The organism is Lysinibacillus fusiformis (assembly GCF_003049525.1).
Lineage (GTDB): Bacteria > Bacillota > Bacilli > Bacillales_A > Planococcaceae > Lysinibacillus > Lysinibacillus fusiformis.
Genome location: NZ_PYWL01000001.1, coordinates 502,460 through 521,523 on the forward strand (window position 1 = coordinate 502,460; position 19,064 = coordinate 521,523).

General features: G+C 36.6%; 14 protein-coding genes. 4 read left to right on the top strand and 10 right to left on the bottom strand.

All coding sequences use genetic code 11. The annotated features are described in order from the left end of the window. The first annotated feature begins 18 nt into the window (after window positions 1-18). Complete coding sequence (locus C9J29_RS02485) at window positions 19-714, top strand: hypothetical protein (RefSeq protein ID WP_089985192.1); 696 nt, start codon at window positions 19-21, stop codon at window positions 712-714. Window positions 715-835: 121 nt separating this feature from the next. Here C9J29_RS02485 and C9J29_RS02490 read toward each other — a convergent pair whose 3' ends face one another. Both C9J29_RS02490 and C9J29_RS02495 read right to left on the bottom strand, forming a co-directional pair. Then, window positions 836-1,282 (bottom strand): MarR family winged helix-turn-helix transcriptional regulator, encoded by a 447-nt coding sequence (locus tag C9J29_RS02490; protein ID WP_008174146.1) that lies wholly within the window; start codon window positions 1,280-1,282, stop codon window positions 836-838. A gap of 121 nt (window positions 1,283-1,403) precedes the next feature. Further along, window positions 1,404-2,771 (bottom strand): ATP-binding protein, encoded by a 1,368-nt coding sequence (locus tag C9J29_RS02495; protein ID WP_237068727.1) that lies wholly within the window; start codon window positions 2,769-2,771, stop codon window positions 1,404-1,406. A 310-nt stretch (window positions 2,772-3,081) separates the two neighbouring features. Between C9J29_RS02495 and C9J29_RS02500 the strand changes: the two genes are divergently transcribed. Then, on the top strand, window positions 3,082-4,821 hold the full coding sequence (locus C9J29_RS02500; RefSeq protein WP_008174148.1) for a B12-binding domain-containing radical SAM protein: 1,740 nt from the start codon (window positions 3,082-3,084) through the stop codon (window positions 4,819-4,821). Between the two features lie 718 nt (window positions 4,822-5,539). On the opposite strand, the gene C9J29_RS02505 is transcribed toward C9J29_RS02500, so the two are convergent. Continuing rightward, window positions 5,540-6,895: a TrkH family potassium uptake protein gene (locus C9J29_RS02505; RefSeq protein WP_008174151.1), complete on the bottom strand. Its 1,356-nt coding sequence runs from the start codon at window positions 6,893-6,895 to the stop codon at window positions 5,540-5,542. Window positions 6,896-7,045: 150 nt separating this feature from the next. Here C9J29_RS02505 and C9J29_RS02510 point away from each other — a divergent pair, with 150 nt between their 5' ends. Then, window positions 7,046-7,342, top strand: coding sequence for a hypothetical protein (locus C9J29_RS02510; RefSeq protein ID WP_107921555.1), 297 nt, complete (start codon window positions 7,046-7,048; stop codon window positions 7,340-7,342). A gap of 402 nt (window positions 7,343-7,744) precedes the next feature. On the opposite strand, the gene C9J29_RS02515 is transcribed toward C9J29_RS02510, so the two are convergent. The 6 genes from C9J29_RS02515 to C9J29_RS02540 form a co-directional block, all read right to left on the bottom strand. Continuing rightward, window positions 7,745-8,500 carry a TerC family protein gene (locus C9J29_RS02515; RefSeq protein ID WP_008174164.1) on the bottom strand — a complete coding sequence of 252 codons (756 nt, stop codon included), beginning with the start codon at window positions 8,498-8,500 and terminating at the stop codon, window positions 7,745-7,747. 338 nt (window positions 8,501-8,838) lie between these two features. Continuing rightward, a complete protein-coding gene (locus C9J29_RS02520; RefSeq protein ID WP_008174165.1) occupies window positions 8,839-9,924 on the bottom strand; it encodes an SDR family oxidoreductase in 1,086 nt (361 codons plus the stop codon). Window positions 9,925-9,943: 19 nt separating this feature from the next. Further along, the gene (locus C9J29_RS02525) at window positions 9,944-12,997 is read right to left on the bottom strand and encodes an efflux RND transporter permease subunit (protein ID WP_107921556.1); all 3,054 of its coding nucleotides are present in this window, start codon (window positions 12,995-12,997) and stop codon (window positions 9,944-9,946) included. Window positions 12,998-13,189: 192 nt separating this feature from the next. Next, on the bottom strand, window positions 13,190-14,767 hold the full coding sequence (locus tag C9J29_RS02530) for a peptide chain release factor 3 (RefSeq protein ID WP_008174169.1): 1,578 nt from the start codon (window positions 14,765-14,767) through the stop codon (window positions 13,190-13,192). Between the two features lie 135 nt (window positions 14,768-14,902). Next, entirely contained in the window at window positions 14,903-16,369 is a 1,467-nt protein-coding gene (locus C9J29_RS02535) for a UDP-N-acetylmuramoyl-L-alanyl-D-glutamate--2,6-diaminopimelate ligase (protein WP_089987210.1), read from the bottom strand. Between the two features lie 322 nt (window positions 16,370-16,691). Then, window positions 16,692-18,080, bottom strand: coding sequence for an aldehyde dehydrogenase (locus tag C9J29_RS02540; protein WP_008174173.1), 1,389 nt, complete (start codon window positions 18,078-18,080; stop codon window positions 16,692-16,694). Window positions 18,081-18,284: 204 nt separating this feature from the next. On the opposite strand from C9J29_RS02540, the gene C9J29_RS24155 reads away from it, so the two are divergent. After that, window positions 18,285-18,437 carry a hypothetical protein gene (locus C9J29_RS24155; RefSeq protein WP_008174177.1) on the top strand — a complete coding sequence of 51 codons (153 nt, stop codon included), beginning with the start codon at window positions 18,285-18,287 and terminating at the stop codon, window positions 18,435-18,437. Window positions 18,438-18,483: 46 nt separating this feature from the next. Here the strand turns inward: C9J29_RS24155 and ssuE are convergent, their stop codons facing one another. Further along, entirely contained in the window at window positions 18,484-19,017 is a 534-nt protein-coding gene (gene ssuE / locus C9J29_RS02545) for an NADPH-dependent FMN reductase (RefSeq protein WP_107921557.1), read from the bottom strand. Window positions 19,018-19,064 lie beyond the last annotated feature (47 nt).

Sequence of the window (19,064 nt, forward strand, 5' to 3'; positions counted from 1 at the left end):
AGAAAAGGAGGGTTTTTTATGCAAAAAAAATTATTTTCAATTCTTGCATTATTATTAACAGCAGTACTAGTTGTAGGTTGTAATACCTCTGAAAAAACAGAGGATTCAGATACTCAACAAAATGAGCCGTCTGATACTGCTGCCGATCAAAAACCATCTGGCGATGATACAGCAGGTGAAGCACAAGAGGAAGAGAATACAGATACACCTGCATCAAATGAAACAAATACTGAGGATGCTTCTAAACAGCCACAACAAGATGTGACTTACAAACAAAATGGTGTAGATAAAACAGAAAAGGCAACTGAATCTAAAAGTGTTGACCAAAGCTATAAGCTACAACAACTTCCAGGATTCACATTAACGCAAGAAGAGCCAGGTAAAGATATGCTAGTATCTAATGATGATGACGAAGTGTTTATGCGTATTGAAACAATTGAAGCATCACAATCAAGCTTTACTGAAGTAAAAACAGCTATGCAAGATTATATGAATGCTGTAGGTGAAACAGTAGCTTTAACTACTGATGAATTAGCTGCATTTAAGGATGTTCAAAATATTGAAGGTTATGTTGTAGACTTTGACACAGAGAAAGTAATCGGGGTTGTTTTTGAAAATGATGGTCTCATTACAAAATTAACGATTCACGATAATGATAAGCAAGATTTAACGAATGCTATGATGAACATGGCAGCAACTATTTCTAAAAAATAATAATTTGTAATACAAGAAGGACGATAGACAAGGCATTGTCTATCGTCCTTTTATGTATATTTGAGATCTTTCTTTATCCACATGATTAAAAAAGTTGTCTCAAATGAATGAGACAACTTTTTTAATAAGATAAATCTTTAATAGAAAGGCCCATTTTCTTTAATAACGTAATAGCTTGCTCTTTTTCTTCTGAAGATAATACGCTCATTATTTCATGCAAATGCTGCTCATGCTTTGGGAATAGTTCCCCCATAAATGCTTCGCCTTCATCCGTGATTTCTGCATATGTCACACGACGATCTGAAGGACAGGATACACGCAATAAATAGCCTCTTTTTTCAAGCTTATCAATGACATACGTAATAGACCCACTGGCAAGTAAAATTTTATTGCCAATTTGCTGTAATGGCTGTCTTCCTTTATGATAAAGAAGCTCGAGAACAGCAAATTCAGTTGGGTTTAAACCATTATCCTGAAATAATTGATGTGTTGTCTCATTGATAGCTTTAAGTGCACGTGACAATACAATATATAATTTTAAAGATTGTTTTAAGTCTTCTGACGTCATATTCTTTTCCTCTCACTTCGCTCTTTATACTTGACATTATAGCGATATTAGAAAAGCATTGTCAAAAGCATTATCCGATTTAGAAGGTTATATTGTTGTTATCCAACCATTTTTACTCTCTTTATGTTACTAAATAGGCAGAATCTTTTGTGGATACTTCCATTGTATCCACTTGGTTAAATGTATAGATTGGGAACTGTAGATGGAAGCATGTCCCCTTCTGTAATTCACTATTAACACCTATAACTCCATCGTGCTCTTCGATAACTTTTTTCACGAATGCAAGGCCCAGTCCTGTCCCTGTTGATTTTGTCGTGTAAAAAGGCTGGAATAGGTTTTGAAGGGTTGTGCTATCCATTCCAACGCCTTCGTCTTTAATTGTAAGTTCAACAATCGCGCAGTCATTTGTTGTCATTTCTACAGTAATCGTACCACCGTTATTCATGGATTCCATCGCATTTTTAATGAGGTTCATTAATACTTGCTTTAAACGATTTTCACTTCCACCAATATAAACTTGATTTGGAATTGAAATGTACTGAATCATAATATTTTTCATGAGTGCATCTGGTAACATGAACTCAATGACTTGTTTTACAATATGATCTAGTTCCAATAACTCCACTTTCATAGTTGATGGCTTGGACAAAACTAAAAGCTCTGATAAAATTTGTTCCATTCGTTGAAGCTCACTATCAATGACAGAAAGGTACATGCGTGATTCATCGTCAGCATTTATTTTTAATAAATCAGTAAAACCCTTTAAAGAAGTTAATGGATTACGAATTTCATGCGCAATACTCGCAGCCATTTGTCCAACAACATTCAAAGCTTGTTGATGCTCCACTTTATGTTGAAGTTGCTTCTTCTCTGTTTCATCATTAATAACTGTGACAATAATATTATTGTATTCATCAAAAATACTGGAAATTTCATAATAACAAGTTCTACTTACTTGTGTTTCATCGACAACGTGAAGACTTGCATGTTTGTCACCCATTAATTTAGAAAGGTAGGATGTAATTTGCCCTTTTTTCAATGTAAATAGATCAAATATATGCTGATGAGCTTTATGGAGTAGCTGAGAGCTTTCTACTTTGAGAAACATTTCTGCATACTTATTAAGCCCAAGAATAATACCGCTAGCATCACTTACAATAACAGCATAAGGTAAGTAATCATATGCATTAAAAGATTGGGATCTTTCATGCTCTTGACTAACGTATAATTTATGGGCAACATCTTCATTTAATGTTGAAATTTGTGCAACAATTTCTTCTGCATTTGGGTCGTAGAAACATTTAAATGATAACATTTCGTACTCATTTCCTACTGTGCGAATGTTGAAAATTTCTTCCGATCGTAAATCCTTTTGTAGTTGTTGGACGAACTTCGCCCATTTAAATTTAGATGGCTCGTCCATAGCCAAATTGCCAATATACGTTAAATTAAGATTAAATAGTTGGATAGCAGCCTCATTGACGTTCAAAATTTTCCCTGCTTTATTGAGTATAAGTGTTGGTGACGAAGTACTTTTCATAAGATTTCCAAAACATTGATTAATATCATTTTGCTTCAACTTTCTCACCGAACCTTTCAAAAGAGTAAAAAACCTCTAAATCGAATTTTGAGCCTTTACTATACATTATGACAGCACGATTCTATTATTACAAAATTTAGTAAATTTAAGTATTTTAAATTATTTCACGAACTGTTCACAAAATAAATAGGTAAAAAGAATTATATTGTATGTCAAATACTTGACTGATACAATTAGATATTGAAAGGAAGATTATTGTATGAATACTATTTTAACTACTTTAAACGCAAAGTATATACACACAAATCTAGCATTGCGCTATTTAAAAGGTGCCGCTTCACCCGAATTTAATCCAATTATAGCAGAATATACAATTAAAGACCCTGCTTTTAATATTGTATCAGATTTGTTCCAAAAAAAACCTGATATCGTTGGATTTAGCTGTTATATTTGGAATATTGAAGAAACAATTCATGTTATTAAAATGTTAAAAACGGTCTGTCCAGATGTTAAAATTTTGCTTGGAGGTCCTGAGGTTTCTTACGATTCTCACCATTGGCTACGCCGTATACCTGAAGTAGATTTCATAGTGATGGGTGAAGGAGAAACTTCATTTAAGCAATTGTTACGTTATTTACACGGTGAGATATTACTGGAGGATGTCCCTGGAATTTGCTATTTGGAGGACGGAAAAGTTAAGATTCACGCTCAACCACCTAAGATAGATTTGCGTGAATTAGCGAGTCCGTTTCGCTTTGAAGAGGATCTTCCTCACCTTGGGAAACGTATTCAGTACATTGAAACAAGTAGAGGCTGTCCGTTTAGCTGTCAATTCTGTTTATCTTCTATAGAGGTTGGTGTTCGATACTTTAACCGGGAAAAAATTAAGGAAGATATTCGTTTCTTAATGGATAATGGCGCTAGAACTATAAAATTTGTGGATCGAACGTTTAATATAAGCCGTAGCTACGCTATGGAAATGTTCCAGTTTTTAATTGATGAACATAAACCAGGTGTTGTATTCCAGTTTGAGATTACTGCCGATATTATGCGTCCGGAAGTTATCCAATTTTTAAATGACAATGCGCCGAGAGGTTTGTTCCGCTTCGAAATTGGTGTTCAGTCTACAAACGATTTAACCAATACACTTGTACAGCGTCGCCAAAACTTTGAAAAACTAAAACGAACAGTGACAATGGTTAAAGATGGCGGAAAAATCGATCAACATTTAGACTTAATAGCAGGTTTACCTGAAGAGGATTACGCAAGCTTCCGTCAAACCTTTAATGATGTTTTTGCCATGCGACCAGAAGAACTTCAACTTGGTTTTTTAAAGCTTTTACGCGGTACCGGGCTTCGAGTGGAGGCTGAGAAGTTTGGTTATACTTACATCGATCTAGCGCCTTATGAAATCTTTTCTAATAATGTCCTCACATTTGATGACATTGTTCGCATTAAACATGCAGAGGATGTTCTGGAAAAATATTGGAATGATCATCGTATGGATCATACAATCGAATATTTAGTAACCGAGGTCTTCGATACTCCATTTGACTTTTTCCAAAGCTTCGGTACGTATTGGGAAACTAAGGGATGGTCCCGTATTGGCCATCAATTAGAAGATTTATTCCGTCGTTTACTAATGTTCTTAGAAACTGTAGATGGCGCGAATTTAAATATTATACAAAGCTTAATGCAACTAGATTATCTAACGGCTCAGCAATTCCAGCCACGTAAACTATGGTGGAAGGAACGCCCAACAGTAGAGCAACAAAAAATAATCTACCAGACATTACGTGAAAATCCGGCTATCGCTGGTGAGGAATTTGCAGACTTTAAACTTACTGAGAAAGAGCTGTTTAAGCATACTTTGGTAATTCCACATGCTCTCAATTATGATGATTTCTTGAATGGCAAAATTGTACAAAAAGATGGCTATCTATTAACTTATTTCCGTCATGGTCAAGCACCTTACTTTGCAACAATCCCCACACTTTAATAACAAACGCTAGTCCTGTATGAGCGATCAGGACTAGCTTTTTTTATGTCTTAAACAATTCTTAAAGATGCACTGAAAAAGAAACGGGTAGCTGTTTTATAGCGTTTCTGCCTGCTTAATCTATTAGTCAAGTATTCATAGCCATTTTAAAAAAGTTTAGGGCAAATTTCTTAAAAACAAACAATCTATACGTTGAAAATATACCCACTTAAAATGTTCACATTCGGGAAATTAAATTTTAAATTTTCCGAATATTTTGTGACGACTTACACATTTAGGCGTTTTAGTAACAAATGGAGCCCTCTTATCCTATATCAGACATCTTATTCTGTTCATAATTTTTACGTTTATTTGCTAGTTGTATTTTTTATTTTATTGGAACTACCTATTCCATTTCAATAGTTAATTTTCGTTTTCTAAAAAATGTATAGAATTAGTATAGATGTTTTTAATGTATATACAGTTGTAATGACAACTTTCGACAATTTTATCTCTTTCTACCCTATATAATAGAAGAAAGTCAATTACTCTTTATGCTATTTCCGGCTTTCGAAAAGAAGATTGTTTCATGTATGACAGTTTTAATTTATAAATGCAAGCTCACTCGGCTATGTAGCTACCAAACAAAAACATTTTTATTTAACACTTTTGACAGAAAAAAGGGGCAATATCATGATTACCCCTCAACAAATCCTTATATATCAATGTTCTGTGAGCGTTACCCAATTATTACGCGTTCCTTTGGATAATGGAATTTCGATTTCTTTCCTCGTCCACCACCACCTAGCGTATACAGGAAGGATATTAAACCAACTCGACCAATGAACATTAAAATAATAATAATAATTTTACCAATAACCGATAAATCTGAAGTTATTCCTAACGACATACCACAAGTACCGAACGCAGAGGTGATTTCAAAAATAATTTGAATAAGGGAGGCATGTGGCTCTGTAATAAGCAAAATAATCGTTGCAATTAAAACCATGAAAAAGGCTAATAAGATGACAACGAAGGAGCGGAAAACATCAATTAAATGAATTTCTCGCCCAAACACTTGAATATCCTCTCTCCCTCTTGCAAATGTAATTAAAAATAAAATAGCTATGGCAAAAGTGGTTGTTCGAATTCCTCCCCCCACTGAACTTGGAGAAGAACCTATGAACATGAGAAAACTCATAAAAATATCTGTCGCCTCACTAAATGTCGTCACATCGTAAGTTGTAAGCCCAGCAGATCTTGTCGATACAGAATGAAACATCGCTGAAAAAAGCGCTTCGTGCCAGGACATTTCCTTGAAAGAATGGAAAGATTCGAGAAGTAAAATGACCAGAGCACCAACAACAAATAAAATGGCATAAGTAGACGTAGTAATTTTTGTAAACAAGCTAAATCGAAAATTCGCATGACGTTTGAGTAAGAAAGTTTTTAGTTCAATTAAGACAGGGAAACCTATTGCCCCTAACACAATAAGTACCATTGTCACCAGTTGAACAAAATAATCATCATGGAATGGCAATAAGCTCATTCCCGTAATGTCAAATCCCCCATTGGTCGTAGCAGAAATTGAAGCAAATGCTCCGTGTAAGAATGCTTCTTCTAACGTATCAAAATAATTGGTAAAATGTAAAGTTAAAATAAACGTACCTGCTACCTCAATACCAATTAAGATTTTTAAGATTTCACGTATTAATTTCACAACACCAGACAAATTGTACTGGTTGTGGTCAATCATAATTAACTGACGCTCACGCATCCCTATTTTTTTCCCGACTAAGAGCCACACAAAGGTACCCAGTGACATAATACCAATTGCGCCTAACTGCAAAATAACAAGAATCATCACAAGTCCAAATTTCGTATACGTTTCAGAAATATTAATAGTTGTTAAACCAGTTACACTTACTGCACTTACTGCCGTAAATAGACTATCTAAAAAGGATACCTTTACCCCTTCTTGATGAACGCCTGGAAGCCGTAATAACAGGAAGGAAATCGCTATAGCTATAAAATAATAAGAAACAAGTACCTGAAATGGTGTGACAAGTCTATTGGAAGATTTTTTCCAAGGCACTTTAACAACCCCTCCTACATATGATGCCCAACTAGATAGATTATAGTATAGAAAAAATACAAGAAAAAAGAAAGAGGAATAGTTATTACTATACTTTTTGAAAATGGACGATATCTGAACTAAAATGCTTTTTATTTTGGAGGTGAAGTTTTGAATAAGTGGTTAAAGGCTTGGAGTATATTTATTTTTACAATCGGCGGATTATTAGTATTACTAATAATTAGGAGTATTTTGCTTTTTTTGCATTTTAAGGCTACATTACATCCAGATGAATATGAAGAAGCAAAGGTACTTTTACAAGCAAACTATCCAACTATGACATACGAAATTTCTGGTGTTGAAGCATTTTGCGAAGAAAATTTTATATCTTCTATTGAGTATTTTCACTATGATTTGCCTATCGAACATACACAGGTAAAGATTTTCTCTCACTGCAAAATGGGTTAATGAGTTTAGCTCAAAAAAGCTCGAAGTATGTAGGTGGAGTGATAATGTAGAAGTTGATCGGATCGTAGGGTGGCGACTAAGTGGGAATGTCGAGATCCTTGGACTGAGCAGCAGCTCGGCCCCGCCAGTGGAAACGTCAGCCCGTAGTGGAGATTAACGGCTATACTTTATAAACAGTCACTCCGATTGATTCTAAGCTATTTTTTTATTGTTGAAAAGTAAATCCTTAGAGTGACAAACAATGTTGACGAAAAATCACATTCATGACGTAAGCTCTCCAAGATTTAAGCCGAAAAAGTGAGATTAGATTTAGTAGTAAAATATCATAGAAAAAGAAAATACCAAAAGCCATCGATCATACTTTCGATGGCTTTTGACTACAGCTGGATAATTCAATCTAAGCTATTTTTTATTTCGAACCCCTACTAGATAACCTACAAATGCTATGCCGAGTAAGACAATCCAGAATGTTAACTCCCATGCAGTGGAATGTGGGAATTCTGCAGGTAATATCCCTACTTTTTCGTGGGCTAATGTTAAGACAACAAGCTTCACACCTACCCAGCCTACAATTAAAAATGCAGCTGTTTCAAGTGAAGGATAATCATTTAATACTTTGACAAACCATTGGGCAGCAAAACGCATCATAATAACCCCGATAAACCCACCAAGGAGCATGACGATAAATTGTCCACCATTAATGCCACCGATATCAAAATTCCCCAAATGAGGCAATGTGACAGCGATAGCTACTGCAGCCAACATGGAATCAATAGCAAATGCAATGTCTGCAGCTTCTACTTTGAGTACCGTTAACCAGAATCCAGAACCCTTTTTCCCAGCTTTTTCACTCGTCTCTTCCTCATCATCTTTATGTTTACGTAAATCATAAATATTTTTCGCAGACATAAATAGCAGGTAAGCCGCACCTACTGCTTGTATTTGCCAATAGTTTACTAAAACTGTAATGACAAAAAGAGCAGCAAATCGAAAAATCAGGGCGCCAAATAGTCCATAAAATAACGCCTTTTTTTGTTGTTCTTGCGGTAAATGTTTGACCATTACAGCCATTACTACTGCATTATCAGCTGCTAGTAATCCCTCTAATACAACTAGGACAATTAAAACCCAGCCGTATTGTAATATTATTGCTTCCATTTATGCTAGTGCCTCCTCTAAGCTCTAAATACCCAAATGACTAGTTCCACTAAAGTACAAAAGAAAAAAACCCCTGCCTTATGTAGGCAAAGGTCTCGCTAAGTAAATTAGTACCTTATCGGTACATCAATCTACACGTCATCAGTCATCATTTTACGCATAGAGCCATTCACTATCACACCCGATGGTAAAACCATGTCTTGACGAATGTGAAACCAGGTAAAATAATTGCAAAACCTGTTAGCTACTCCCCTTTGACAAAGTGTCGAAGGTATCTTCTTTCAAACATTATAGCACTATCATTTACAGCTTACAAAAATATCTATATGGTTTTTTCATTACTTAATTTGTATCTGGTAGCTCTTATCTTCTTTATGTGCTAAATAAAAATCAATCATTCGCGGCATCGTCCGAATAAAATCAGGACATGTAATTCCACCTTTTTGTAAAATTTGCTGGGCTTCAGTCGTGTCGAATGTGGCATTCCATGTTAAATAATCTAATGTCTCCTGCTCCACCCCTAGCTTTCTCCGAATAAAAGGAATTTGCAAGGATAGCTTTGCCCACGCAAACGGTAAATGTCCCTTCGGATAAGCATTTGTTACTAGTTTCACCATAGTACGATACACTTCCTGTACAGGGTGAGGATTTGGATCTGTTAAATGAAGGGTCTTGCCTTCAGCCTCTTGTTCTGATGCCAAAAAAGTTGAGGCATTTAATATATAATCTACTGGTACTACATTGATCGTAGATGTAGATTTTCCAATATAAGGAATTATAGGTAAACATTTTAAACGTTCTACTAAATTTAAAAAGAAATAGGGGCCATCAAACTTAATAGTTTCACCCGTTTCCGAATGTCCCCTCACAATGCCAGGTCTAATAATTGTTAATGGAATTTCGGATTTTAAATCTTCTACTCGGAGCTCAGCCTCATATTTTGTCTCTTCATAATAATTTTTAAATGCGAATGGTCGAATCAGTTCATTTTCACGCAGTACCCCCTCACGTGTACCAGCCACATATGCCGTACTAAAGTACATATAGCGTTTTAAATGGGGTAAAGTGCGCACAAATTCATTCACCATTGTTGTCCCATGTACATTCACTTTCCAAGCAATATCACGGGGTACAGCTAAATCGTATATAGCTGCCAAATGCCAGAGCACTTCAATTTGAGGTACGATTTCTTCAATCACTTGATTATCTAAACCTAGGTTCGGCAAGGTAATATCACCCTCAACAATACGAATCGATCCATTAGGAAACTCCTTTAATATTTTATCTTTTTCTCGATGAGCCTTAATGGTTTCGCCAGCTAATACGATTGCTATAACCTGTTGTGTTTGTTTTTTTTGGAACAATGTCCTAATTAATTGACTTGAAATGAAACCAGGAAAACCAGTAAAAAAATGAACTTTCATCTCCCATTCCCCCTCGATTCTAACGCATCTTTCTTGTTTCCTTATCCACTAAACTATAAACAATCGGTACAATATATAGTGTTAGTAACGTGGACGTCACAAGTCCTCCAATCACTGCAATTCCCATCGGTTGATTCATCTCTGTTCCTTCCCCAATGCCAAGTGCAAGTGGAAGCAATCCTAAAATAGTCGTTAACGCGGTCATTAAGATTGGACGGAGACGATCCTGAGTAGCCAGTAAAATGGCTTCATACGCTGACATACCACTCGCTTTTTGCTGGTTAATATAATCAACTAACACAATACCGTTATTTACAACAATCCCTACAAGCACTAAAATTCCGATTACAGATGTCACACCTATTAATGTATTTGTGGCAAACATGGCAATTGCTACACCTATGATCATTAATGGCACCGTAAACATAATGACAAACGGATATTTGAATGATTCAAATTGAGCAGCCATCACAATATAAACTAATATAATTGCCAGAATAACGGCTAGTAGCATATCATCGATTGCACTATCATAAAGCTCTCGATCACCGCTAAATACAATTTGCGTAGTAGGTGATAAATGAGCACTCTCTATTGCTTTATCTACCTTTGTTGACATTCCGCCTAAAGATTCCTTCGTTTCATATTCAACAAAAAATGCCACTGCTGCAGCCTGATCAGAACGACGAATAGAGATGGGACCCTCTTCTATAGAAACTGTTGCAACATCCTCTAATTTCACAAACAAGCCCGCAGGTGAACGAAGTTGCATTGCTTTTAGTGAATTCACACTATCGTTGAAGGTCTGTCCGAAACCTGTGTAGATAGGTAACACAGCACCATCCTCTGCGATTAATTGGGACGTTAATTGTCCTCTTGTCATTTGATTGACAGACTGTGCAATTTGGGCCGGTACAAAACCATAATCTTTTGCATTCTCTCGATTGACTTCAATTTGAATTTCTTGAACCGTATTATCTAAATCTGTGGAGACTTTCGTCACTTCTTCAATCGCTTGTAGCTCTTGTTGCACTTTATTAACAGCTTGTTGGAGCCTTCCTTCATCAGAGTCAGTTAATCTAAACGTTAAAGTATGTGGTGATGAGCCAGTTGCTGTCGATACGTTAAATGTCAGCTCAGTCTTATCTCCTAACTCTCCCTGTAATTCTTGCTCTAACTCTTCGACAAATTCAAAAATTGAGCGTTCTCTATCCACTAAAGGCACTAGCTTTACATACATTTCTGCTTGGTTCGGGCTAGTTTGTCCACGTGATTGAGATTGTTGTGTGCCACCAATTAAACTAACATAAACATCTACATCTTTTTCCTGCTTTAAACGTTCCTCGATCTTCCTGACAACCTTTTCAGTTTCAGATACAGCTACACCCTTTTCAAGATTGACGCTAATGGTTGTGAATCCTTCATCGGTAGGTGGTAAAAATTCAGTACCAATTCTAGTCAATCCGAATAATGATAGGCCAAAGCAAGCTACTGTGAAAATTAGAATGAGCATACGATGCTTCAGAACCCAAACAATAGACGATTTGTATCGCTTATAAAATTGAGATTGACTACGCTGCTTGTAAACGTTAATACTTTTCATTTTTAAAAGACGACTCGCTAGCATCGGCACTACTGTAAGGGCAACTACTAAAGAGGCAATTAAACTAAATGAAATTGTGAGAGCAAATTCTGTGAAAATTTGTCCAATCAATCCTTCGATGAACATAACAGGAATAAAGACAGCTATTGTTGTTAGTGTTGAAGCTGTGATAGCAAGAGCCACTTCCCTTGTCCCTTCCATTGCTGCTGTAATAGGATCTTTTCCTAGCCCTAAGTGTCTTTCAATATTTTCAATAACAACGATTGCATTATCCACTAGCATGCCAATACCCAAAGCTAGAGCACCTAAAGTCATAATATTGAGTGAAAAATCAGCAAAAAACATCAATACAAATGTCACTATAACTGAATAGGGGATAGCGATACCAATGATGATAGGGCTCTTTATACTGCGTAAGAACACAAAAAGGACGAACATTGCAAATAATCCTCCTAAAATTAAGGAAGAGCCGATATTACTGATAGCAACATCCACGTAGTTGCCCTGATCTACTAATATGTCTGCTGTTATTCCCCTGTATTGCTCTTTCTCTAGCAGATCATTTAAGGTTTGTTGAAACTCCTTTGACACTTCTGCAGTATTCGCACCCGACTCCTGTATGACAGACATAAGAACTGCTGCATGCTCATTGGCACGAGTTGTCGTTACAGATGGCTGTTCTGCCCTTTTAACAGAGCCGAGATTGCCAACTGTTAACGCTTCACCTGTTAAAGGATTCACAGAAACGATTAAATTGGCTATATCTTCAGGGGAGGTTAATGTACTAACAATCCGTGTTGTTAACATTTTTCCATCATTAGTTAAAACCGGATCACCAGGAAGTGATACATTGTTCGCTTGAACGATTTGAATAATATCTGCCTGTGTTAAGCCTTTTTCGACTAGCTTTCCCTCATCTAATGTAATTTGTATTTCCTCTATAAGCTTCCCCGAAACATTCACACTTGCGACACCCTCTGTCCGTCGAAGCTCTTTTTCTAAATCCTCTGCTAATAAGCGCACATCAACATTTTCATTTTCTGCGCGCAATGATAGCTGAATAATTGGAAATTGAGATGGATCAAACTTTAAAAAGCTTGGCTTGCCCGAATCATTGGGAAGAGGTGTCATATCAATTCTTTGTAAAATATCAAGTTGGACATCTTCTAGGTTGGTGGACCAATTGAACTCAAGGACGATTAAATTGCTTCCTTCTTGCGAGGTTGACTGTAGTTTCTTAATGCCTGGTAAGGTGGCTAGTGTTGCCTCTAAAGGCTTCGTTACTCTCTCATTCACCTCTGTTGGGCTTGCTCCAGGATAGGAGGTGACTACTACACCTATCGGAGGATTTAACTCCGGAATTAAAGTAATTGGTATTTTTAATAACGATACACCGCCTAATAAAATGACAAAAAGCATCGTTACAATTGTAAAGACCGGTCTTTTAATTGAAAAATTACTAATGTTCATATGATAAACTCCTTTTTCTGCCTCTTCCTTTCTATGATAGCCGAAAAGGGGATTATTTTATAAATAGGCTAATTTTCTACCATCTAGCGATGGCAATCTTAAATTTCCTAATACTTTATATATTCTACAGTCAGTGTCAAATTTCCTTGAAAAAAAACACGAATCGCAAAATTGTCGATTCGTGTTTGACTATTAAAGAAGGCTATAAAGTTTAATGTTCTCGTTTTTATCGTTAAACCAACGCATGGCAAATTCATTTTCGAATAAGAACACAAGGTTGTCAAAGCGGTCTTTCACCAGCATTGAACGACCAGAGGACATGGACTCTTTAACATCCTCTTCATTTTCAATCCAACGTGCAATTTTTGAACCAATTGGCTCCATTCTTACTTCCACATTGTATTCATTTTTCATACGATGTTCGAATACTTCAAATTGCAGTTGACCCACTGCTCCAAGAATAACTTCCTCTGTGTGCAGTGTTTTATAATATTGAATAGCACCTTCCTGTACTAATTGTAAAATACCTTTATGGAATTGCTTCGATTTCATTACATTTTTAGCCGTTACACGGACAAATAACTCTGGTGTAAACTGTGGTAATTTTTCAAATTGGAATGTTTTCTTACCACCCACAACTGTGTCTCCAATTTGATAAGTCCCCGTATCATATAACCCGATAATATCTCCAGCAACCGCTTCATCTACAGTCTCACGATCATCAGCTAGGAATTGTGTAGATTGCGTAACTTTAAAGGATTTGCCTGTACGAGACAATGTCATATTCATGCCACGCTCAAATTTACCAGAAACAATACGTACAAAGGCAATACGGTCACGGTGCGCAGGATTCATATTAGCTTGAATTTTGAATATGAATCCTGAAAATTCTTCTTGTTCAAGCGGATCAATAAACTGCTCATCTTCCGTAATTCTAGGCTGTGGTATTGGTGCAAATTGTAAGTAAGTTTCTAGGAATGTTTGTACACCAAAGTTTGTTAAAGCTGAACCAAAGAACACTGGTGTTAATTCGCCACGACGAATTTTTTCCTCCGAATATTCATTACCAGCCTCGTCTAATAGTAAAATATCGTCCATTGCTTGAGAATAATAAGAAGTGACTTTCATTGGATGTTCTACAGCAAGTTCACCATTTTCATCTATTGGTAGAAAGCGCTCTGTCTCATCCGTACGGAACTGCTCAATACGCTTATTGTAACGATCATAAATACCAAGAAACTCTTTCCCCATACCAATCGGCCAGTTCATTGGATACGCATTAATCCCTAGTACTTCCTCAAGCTCTTCAATTAGCTCAAGCGGCTCTTTCCCTTGTCGGTCTAATTTATTAATAAAAGTGAAAATTGGAATACCGCGCATTTTACAAACCTTAAATAGCTTTAATGTCTGTGCCTCGATCCCTTTAGCAGCATCCACTACCATGACAGCACTATCTACTGCCATTAGTGTACGATACGTATCTTCTGAGAAGTCTTGGTGCCCAGGAGTATCCAAGATGTTTACACGTGAGCCATTATAGTCAAACTGCATCACGGAAGAAGTTACAGAGATACCACGTTGCTTTTCGATTTCCATCCAGTCAGATGTTGCAAACTTACCTGTTTTTTTCCCTTTTACTGTTCCTGCGTCACGAATGGCGCCACCAAAAAGTAAAAGCTTTTCTGTAATCGTCGTTTTCCCAGCATCAGGGTGACTGATAATGGCAAAAGTACGACGCGATTGTATATCTTTTTCTAAATTTGAATTCATCTCGTCATTCTCCTTTTTTCATACTTAATAATAATAAAAGAAGACTTGCCTTTCGTACAACCTTTTTACATGAAATCGCCAAAAAGAAAACCCTTTAGTACTATCTAAAAGGGTTTCCTAAGATCTTATATTCCATCAAACAAATTTCAATCGGCCAGCTTCTATTGCTATTTCTGCATCACTATGTGGAAATTTTGTATTTTCAATAATTTGATAATCCTCATGGCCTTTACCAGCAAAAATGATCATATCGCCTGGTTCAGCAACCTCAATGGCATGTCGGACTGCCTCTGCACGATCCCCGATGCAAGCAAAATTGTCATGTAACATCCCTTTGGCTAAATCACCTGTAATACTATTATAGTCCTCATAGCGTGGGTCATCTGTTGTCAGAATGACATACTCTGCTGCCGACGCCTTCTCAGCCATTGCAGGACGTTTTGATTTATCGCGGTTACCACCTGTCCCAACTAAGAAAATAAGTTTGCCCTTTTTATATGGTTGTGCTGCTTCAATCGCTTTTTCAATGGCATCAGGTGTATGTGCATAATCAACAAACATTTGAACAGGTAGGTCAGAGCATACTTTTTCCATACGACCTTTAACTGGTGGGAGTTGCTCGATTTGCTCAATAATGGCTTCCATAGTATAGCCACGACCATAAAATGCCACTATCGCTGCTAACACATTATAAATGTTAAATTCACCTAGTAAATTCATTTTCACACGATAAATTCCTTCTGACATCTCCACATCAAAGGATGTCATATAATCGTGATATTCACAGTTAATGGCACGGAAATCTGCTGTTTCATTTTTTAAACCATATGTCCACACTGGAAATGGTGTCATAGCTGCGTATCGCTCTGACCACGCATCATCGGCATTTAGCACAACAAATTTATTTTTTTCTAAATCTTGTCCAAGCTGGGAGAATAATAAACCTTTAGCATGGCCATATTCCTCCATCGTACCATGGAAATCAAGATGATCGTGCGTTAGATTTGTAAAAATAGCAATATCATAGTCAACACCTGCTAAACGTCCAAGTGCTAAGCCATGGGATGAAACCTCCATCGTCATTAAACGACAGCCTTCCATTTTTGCTCTAAAAATCATTTGTTGCGTCGATAACGCATCACTCGTTGTATTGGCAGATTCATATAGAATTCCATTTAAATTAAAGCCAATTGTGCCAGATAGGGCCGATTTTTCACCCATACCATGCATGATATTTTGAATAATACCCGTCACAGATGTTTTACCATTCGTTCCCGTTACCCCGATCATCGTTATATCTTTTGAAGGATAATCAAAAAACTTTGCGGCTAATAAGCCTACTGCACGGTCCGTGTCTTTCACAATTACTTGAGCAATAGTCTCACCTAGTGGTAATTCTCGGTCCGTTACAACAATCGTAGCCCCGCCATCTACAGCCTTTTGAGCATAATCATGTCCATCCACTGTATAACCTTTAATACAAACAAACATACTATTTGGCTGTACACTTCTTGAATCCACTACGATATCAGTTACTTGGTCTGGCAACATGCCAATTATTTTTTTCAAAGGTAATGCACTTAACAATTCCTCTGCATACATTTCATAGTCCTCCAATCAATCTCTACACTCACGTCATCATTTTTGATTATTCGACAAAAAACGACAATATGAATCCCCCCACGTTCTATTGAATTTATTTTACTACTTATTTCGTGATAAATAAAATGTCTCTGTGCTGTTTTTTCAACGAAAACGCTTACATTTGAACAAAAAACACGTTTTCTTCGAAATTTTCATAAATAATCACAAATCGGCATTTTTCGACACGTCTAGGATGGGATTTTTGGGAACATTTTTCTATACAAAGGAGGGGTTTTTTGAATGAGGGTATCTTCATTTGAAAAAAGATACCCCCATTTTACTATTTCATAATAGAGCGTACAATTTTCACCTTTTGATTATAGGGTGGAAAAAGTACATTCGTCTCAAGCTTAGAAGATTTCTTTAAAATGGATTTTGAATGTGTAAAGTTTTCAAAGCTCGCTTTACCATGATAAGCTTTCACACCTGAAGGACCAACACCTCCAAATGGTAAATGTAAGTTACCAACATGTGTAATAGTATCATTAATACATCCTCCACCGAATGGCAATTCCTCTAAAAAGTATTGAGTCGCTTTTTCGTGCTCTGAGAAGAAATATGCCGCTAGTGGTTTCGGCAATTGGCGAATTTGATGGATAGCTAGTGGTAAATCGTTATACATCATAACAGGTAGGATAGGACCAAAAAGCTCTTCCTGCATCGATGGACTTGTCCACTTTACATATTCGATGATTGTTGGTTCAATATATAAATCATCTCGATCTATCCGCCCGCCAAATGTTATAGCATCTCGCTCTTCCTTAATAATTTGCTGTAAACGATCAAACTGTCTAAGATTCACGATGCGTCCGTAATCAGGGCTTTTTAATGGGTTCTTCCCATAAAAAGAACGTATTGTTTCTTTTAAAATTTTCATAAAGCGATCATACACATCTTTGTGAACAAGTAAATAATCTGGTGCCACACATGTTTGCCCAGTATTTGTAAATTTACCCCATACAATCCGCTTCGCTGCTACTTCTAGGTTCGCTGTTTGATCGACAATAGCTGGACTTTTCCCTCCAAGTTCTAAAGCAATAGGAGTTAGTCGTTCTGCTGCTGCCTTAGCTACCACTTTGCCGACTGCAACACTTCCTGTAAAAAAGATATAGTCAAAGGAAGCATGGATTAAGGCAGTAACCTCATCTTTTTCCCCTTCCACTATACGTACATAGGACGGGTGGAATGTTTCTTCAATTACTTTTTTTACGATGGCTGCAGTGTGTACAGATGTTTCTGACGGTTTGACAATAGCTGTATTACCGCCAACAATCGCACCTACCAGTGGTTCCATGACCAATTGAAATGGGTAATTGAAAGGTCCAATTATTAATGTAACACCATACGGTTCACGAACAATAAAGCTCTTACCCATCTGATATTGAATAGGTGTTTTGACAGCTTCTGGCGCCATCCATTCTTCCACATGCTTCACCATATGAGAAATACTATCTAAGACAATGCCAATTTCAGTTGCATAAGCTTCAAACTCACTTTTCCGAAGGTCTAAGTATAGGGCGTTCAGTATTTCCTTTTCATATTTCAAAATGGATTTCTTTAGTTTTTTTAATTGCTCTTTTCGAAACTTGACACTTTTAGTGGCACGAGAAAAATAAAATTGACGCTGCTCTGTTATCATATTTTCCACATCTTGAGACGTAAAATTCATCAATAAAGCACCCCTTTTTCAAAAATGGCATACATAGTTTTTTCATTTCGAAACAAACTATCATTGTCTATACGATACAACATCAGGAGGGAAAAATCCTCTTTCTACATCAGGGAGGATGAAATTTGAGTATGTAAAATGTTTTAGTTTTTTTATCTCGGGAAATATACAACTACATATTAATTAAAACGGGGGCGTAGATGAATGAAAACAACAACGACATGGTGGGAGTCTATTTTTTCAGGACCATTATCGCATGGGATTTGTGAAGAAAAATTAATGCTTTTGCAAGATGAGGCTTTCTTATATCTTTCTACAGCACCAGTAGAAATAGAAGAAGATCTTGAAGTAAATTAAAAGAAAGCGCATTATAGGATACCCCTATAATGCGCTTTTATCATATTTAATTAGCAATTAATACTCGTTGCAACTGCTTTAGCTCTGCTTCCAATCTGTTGATTGCTTCTTCTTCTATGGCAAAGCCTCCTTCATCCAGACGAATAATTTGTTTATCCACAATATAAACTGAATGTGATATTGTGGTCGCCCCGAGTACAGCTAAAACGGGCTTTAAAGCATACTCTAATGCTAATAAATGACCAATAGAACCTCCGACAGCAATAGGTAGTATGACCTTCTCATGCAGAGCTTTCTGGGGTAGTACATCTAAATAAGTCTTCAATATCCCTGTAAAGGATGCTTTGTATATTGGGGTTAAAATGATCACTATTTGTGCTTCCTCGACCCATTTATTCTCTAGCTGGATACTTTCGCTCCCAAAATTGGCTGTCATTAAATCTTTTGCTGGTAGCTCATGAACATAATTAGAATGGACTTCTACTCCTTGTGCCATTAGATGATTTACAACCTTTTCATGAATTGCCGTAACTCTAGAGCTTTTCGAGTTACTTCCATTAATAATTACTGCTTTTGTCATTTCCCCACTCCTTTTATTTTTTTAAGCCATTAAAAAAGCTTCTATTT

Coding starts and splice junctions, on each gene's coding strand:
- C9J29_RS02485 (WP_089985192.1), top strand. CDS start 19: ATGCAAAAAAAATTATTTTCAATTCTTGCATTATTATTAACAGCAGTA.
- C9J29_RS02490 (WP_008174146.1), bottom strand. CDS start 1,282: ATGACGTCAGAAGACTTAAAACAATCTTTAAAATTATATATTGTATTG.
- C9J29_RS02500 (WP_008174148.1), top strand. CDS start 3,082: ATGAATACTATTTTAACTACTTTAAACGCAAAGTATATACACACAAAT.
- C9J29_RS02515 (WP_008174164.1), bottom strand. CDS start 8,500: ATGGAAGCAATAATATTACAATACGGCTGGGTTTTAATTGTCCTAGTT.
- C9J29_RS02520 (WP_008174165.1), bottom strand. CDS start 9,924: ATGAAAGTTCATTTTTTTACTGGTTTTCCTGGTTTCATTTCAAGTCAA.
- C9J29_RS02525 (WP_107921556.1), bottom strand. CDS start 12,997: ATGAACATTAGTAATTTTTCAATTAAAAGACCGGTCTTTACAATTGTA.
- C9J29_RS02530 (WP_008174169.1), bottom strand. CDS start 14,767: ATGAATTCAAATTTAGAAAAAGATATACAATCGCGTCGTACTTTTGCC.
- C9J29_RS02535 (WP_089987210.1), bottom strand. CDS start 16,369: ATGTATGCAGAGGAATTGTTAAGTGCATTACCTTTGAAAAAAATAATT.
- C9J29_RS02540 (WP_008174173.1), bottom strand. CDS start 18,080: ATGAATTTTACGTCTCAAGATGTGGAAAATATGATAACAGAGCAGCGT.
- C9J29_RS24155 (WP_008174177.1), top strand. CDS start 18,285: ATGAAAACAACAACGACATGGTGGGAGTCTATTTTTTCAGGACCATTA.
- ssuE (WP_107921557.1), bottom strand. CDS start 19,017: ATGACAAAAGCAGTAATTATTAATGGAAGTAACTCGAAAAGCTCTAGA.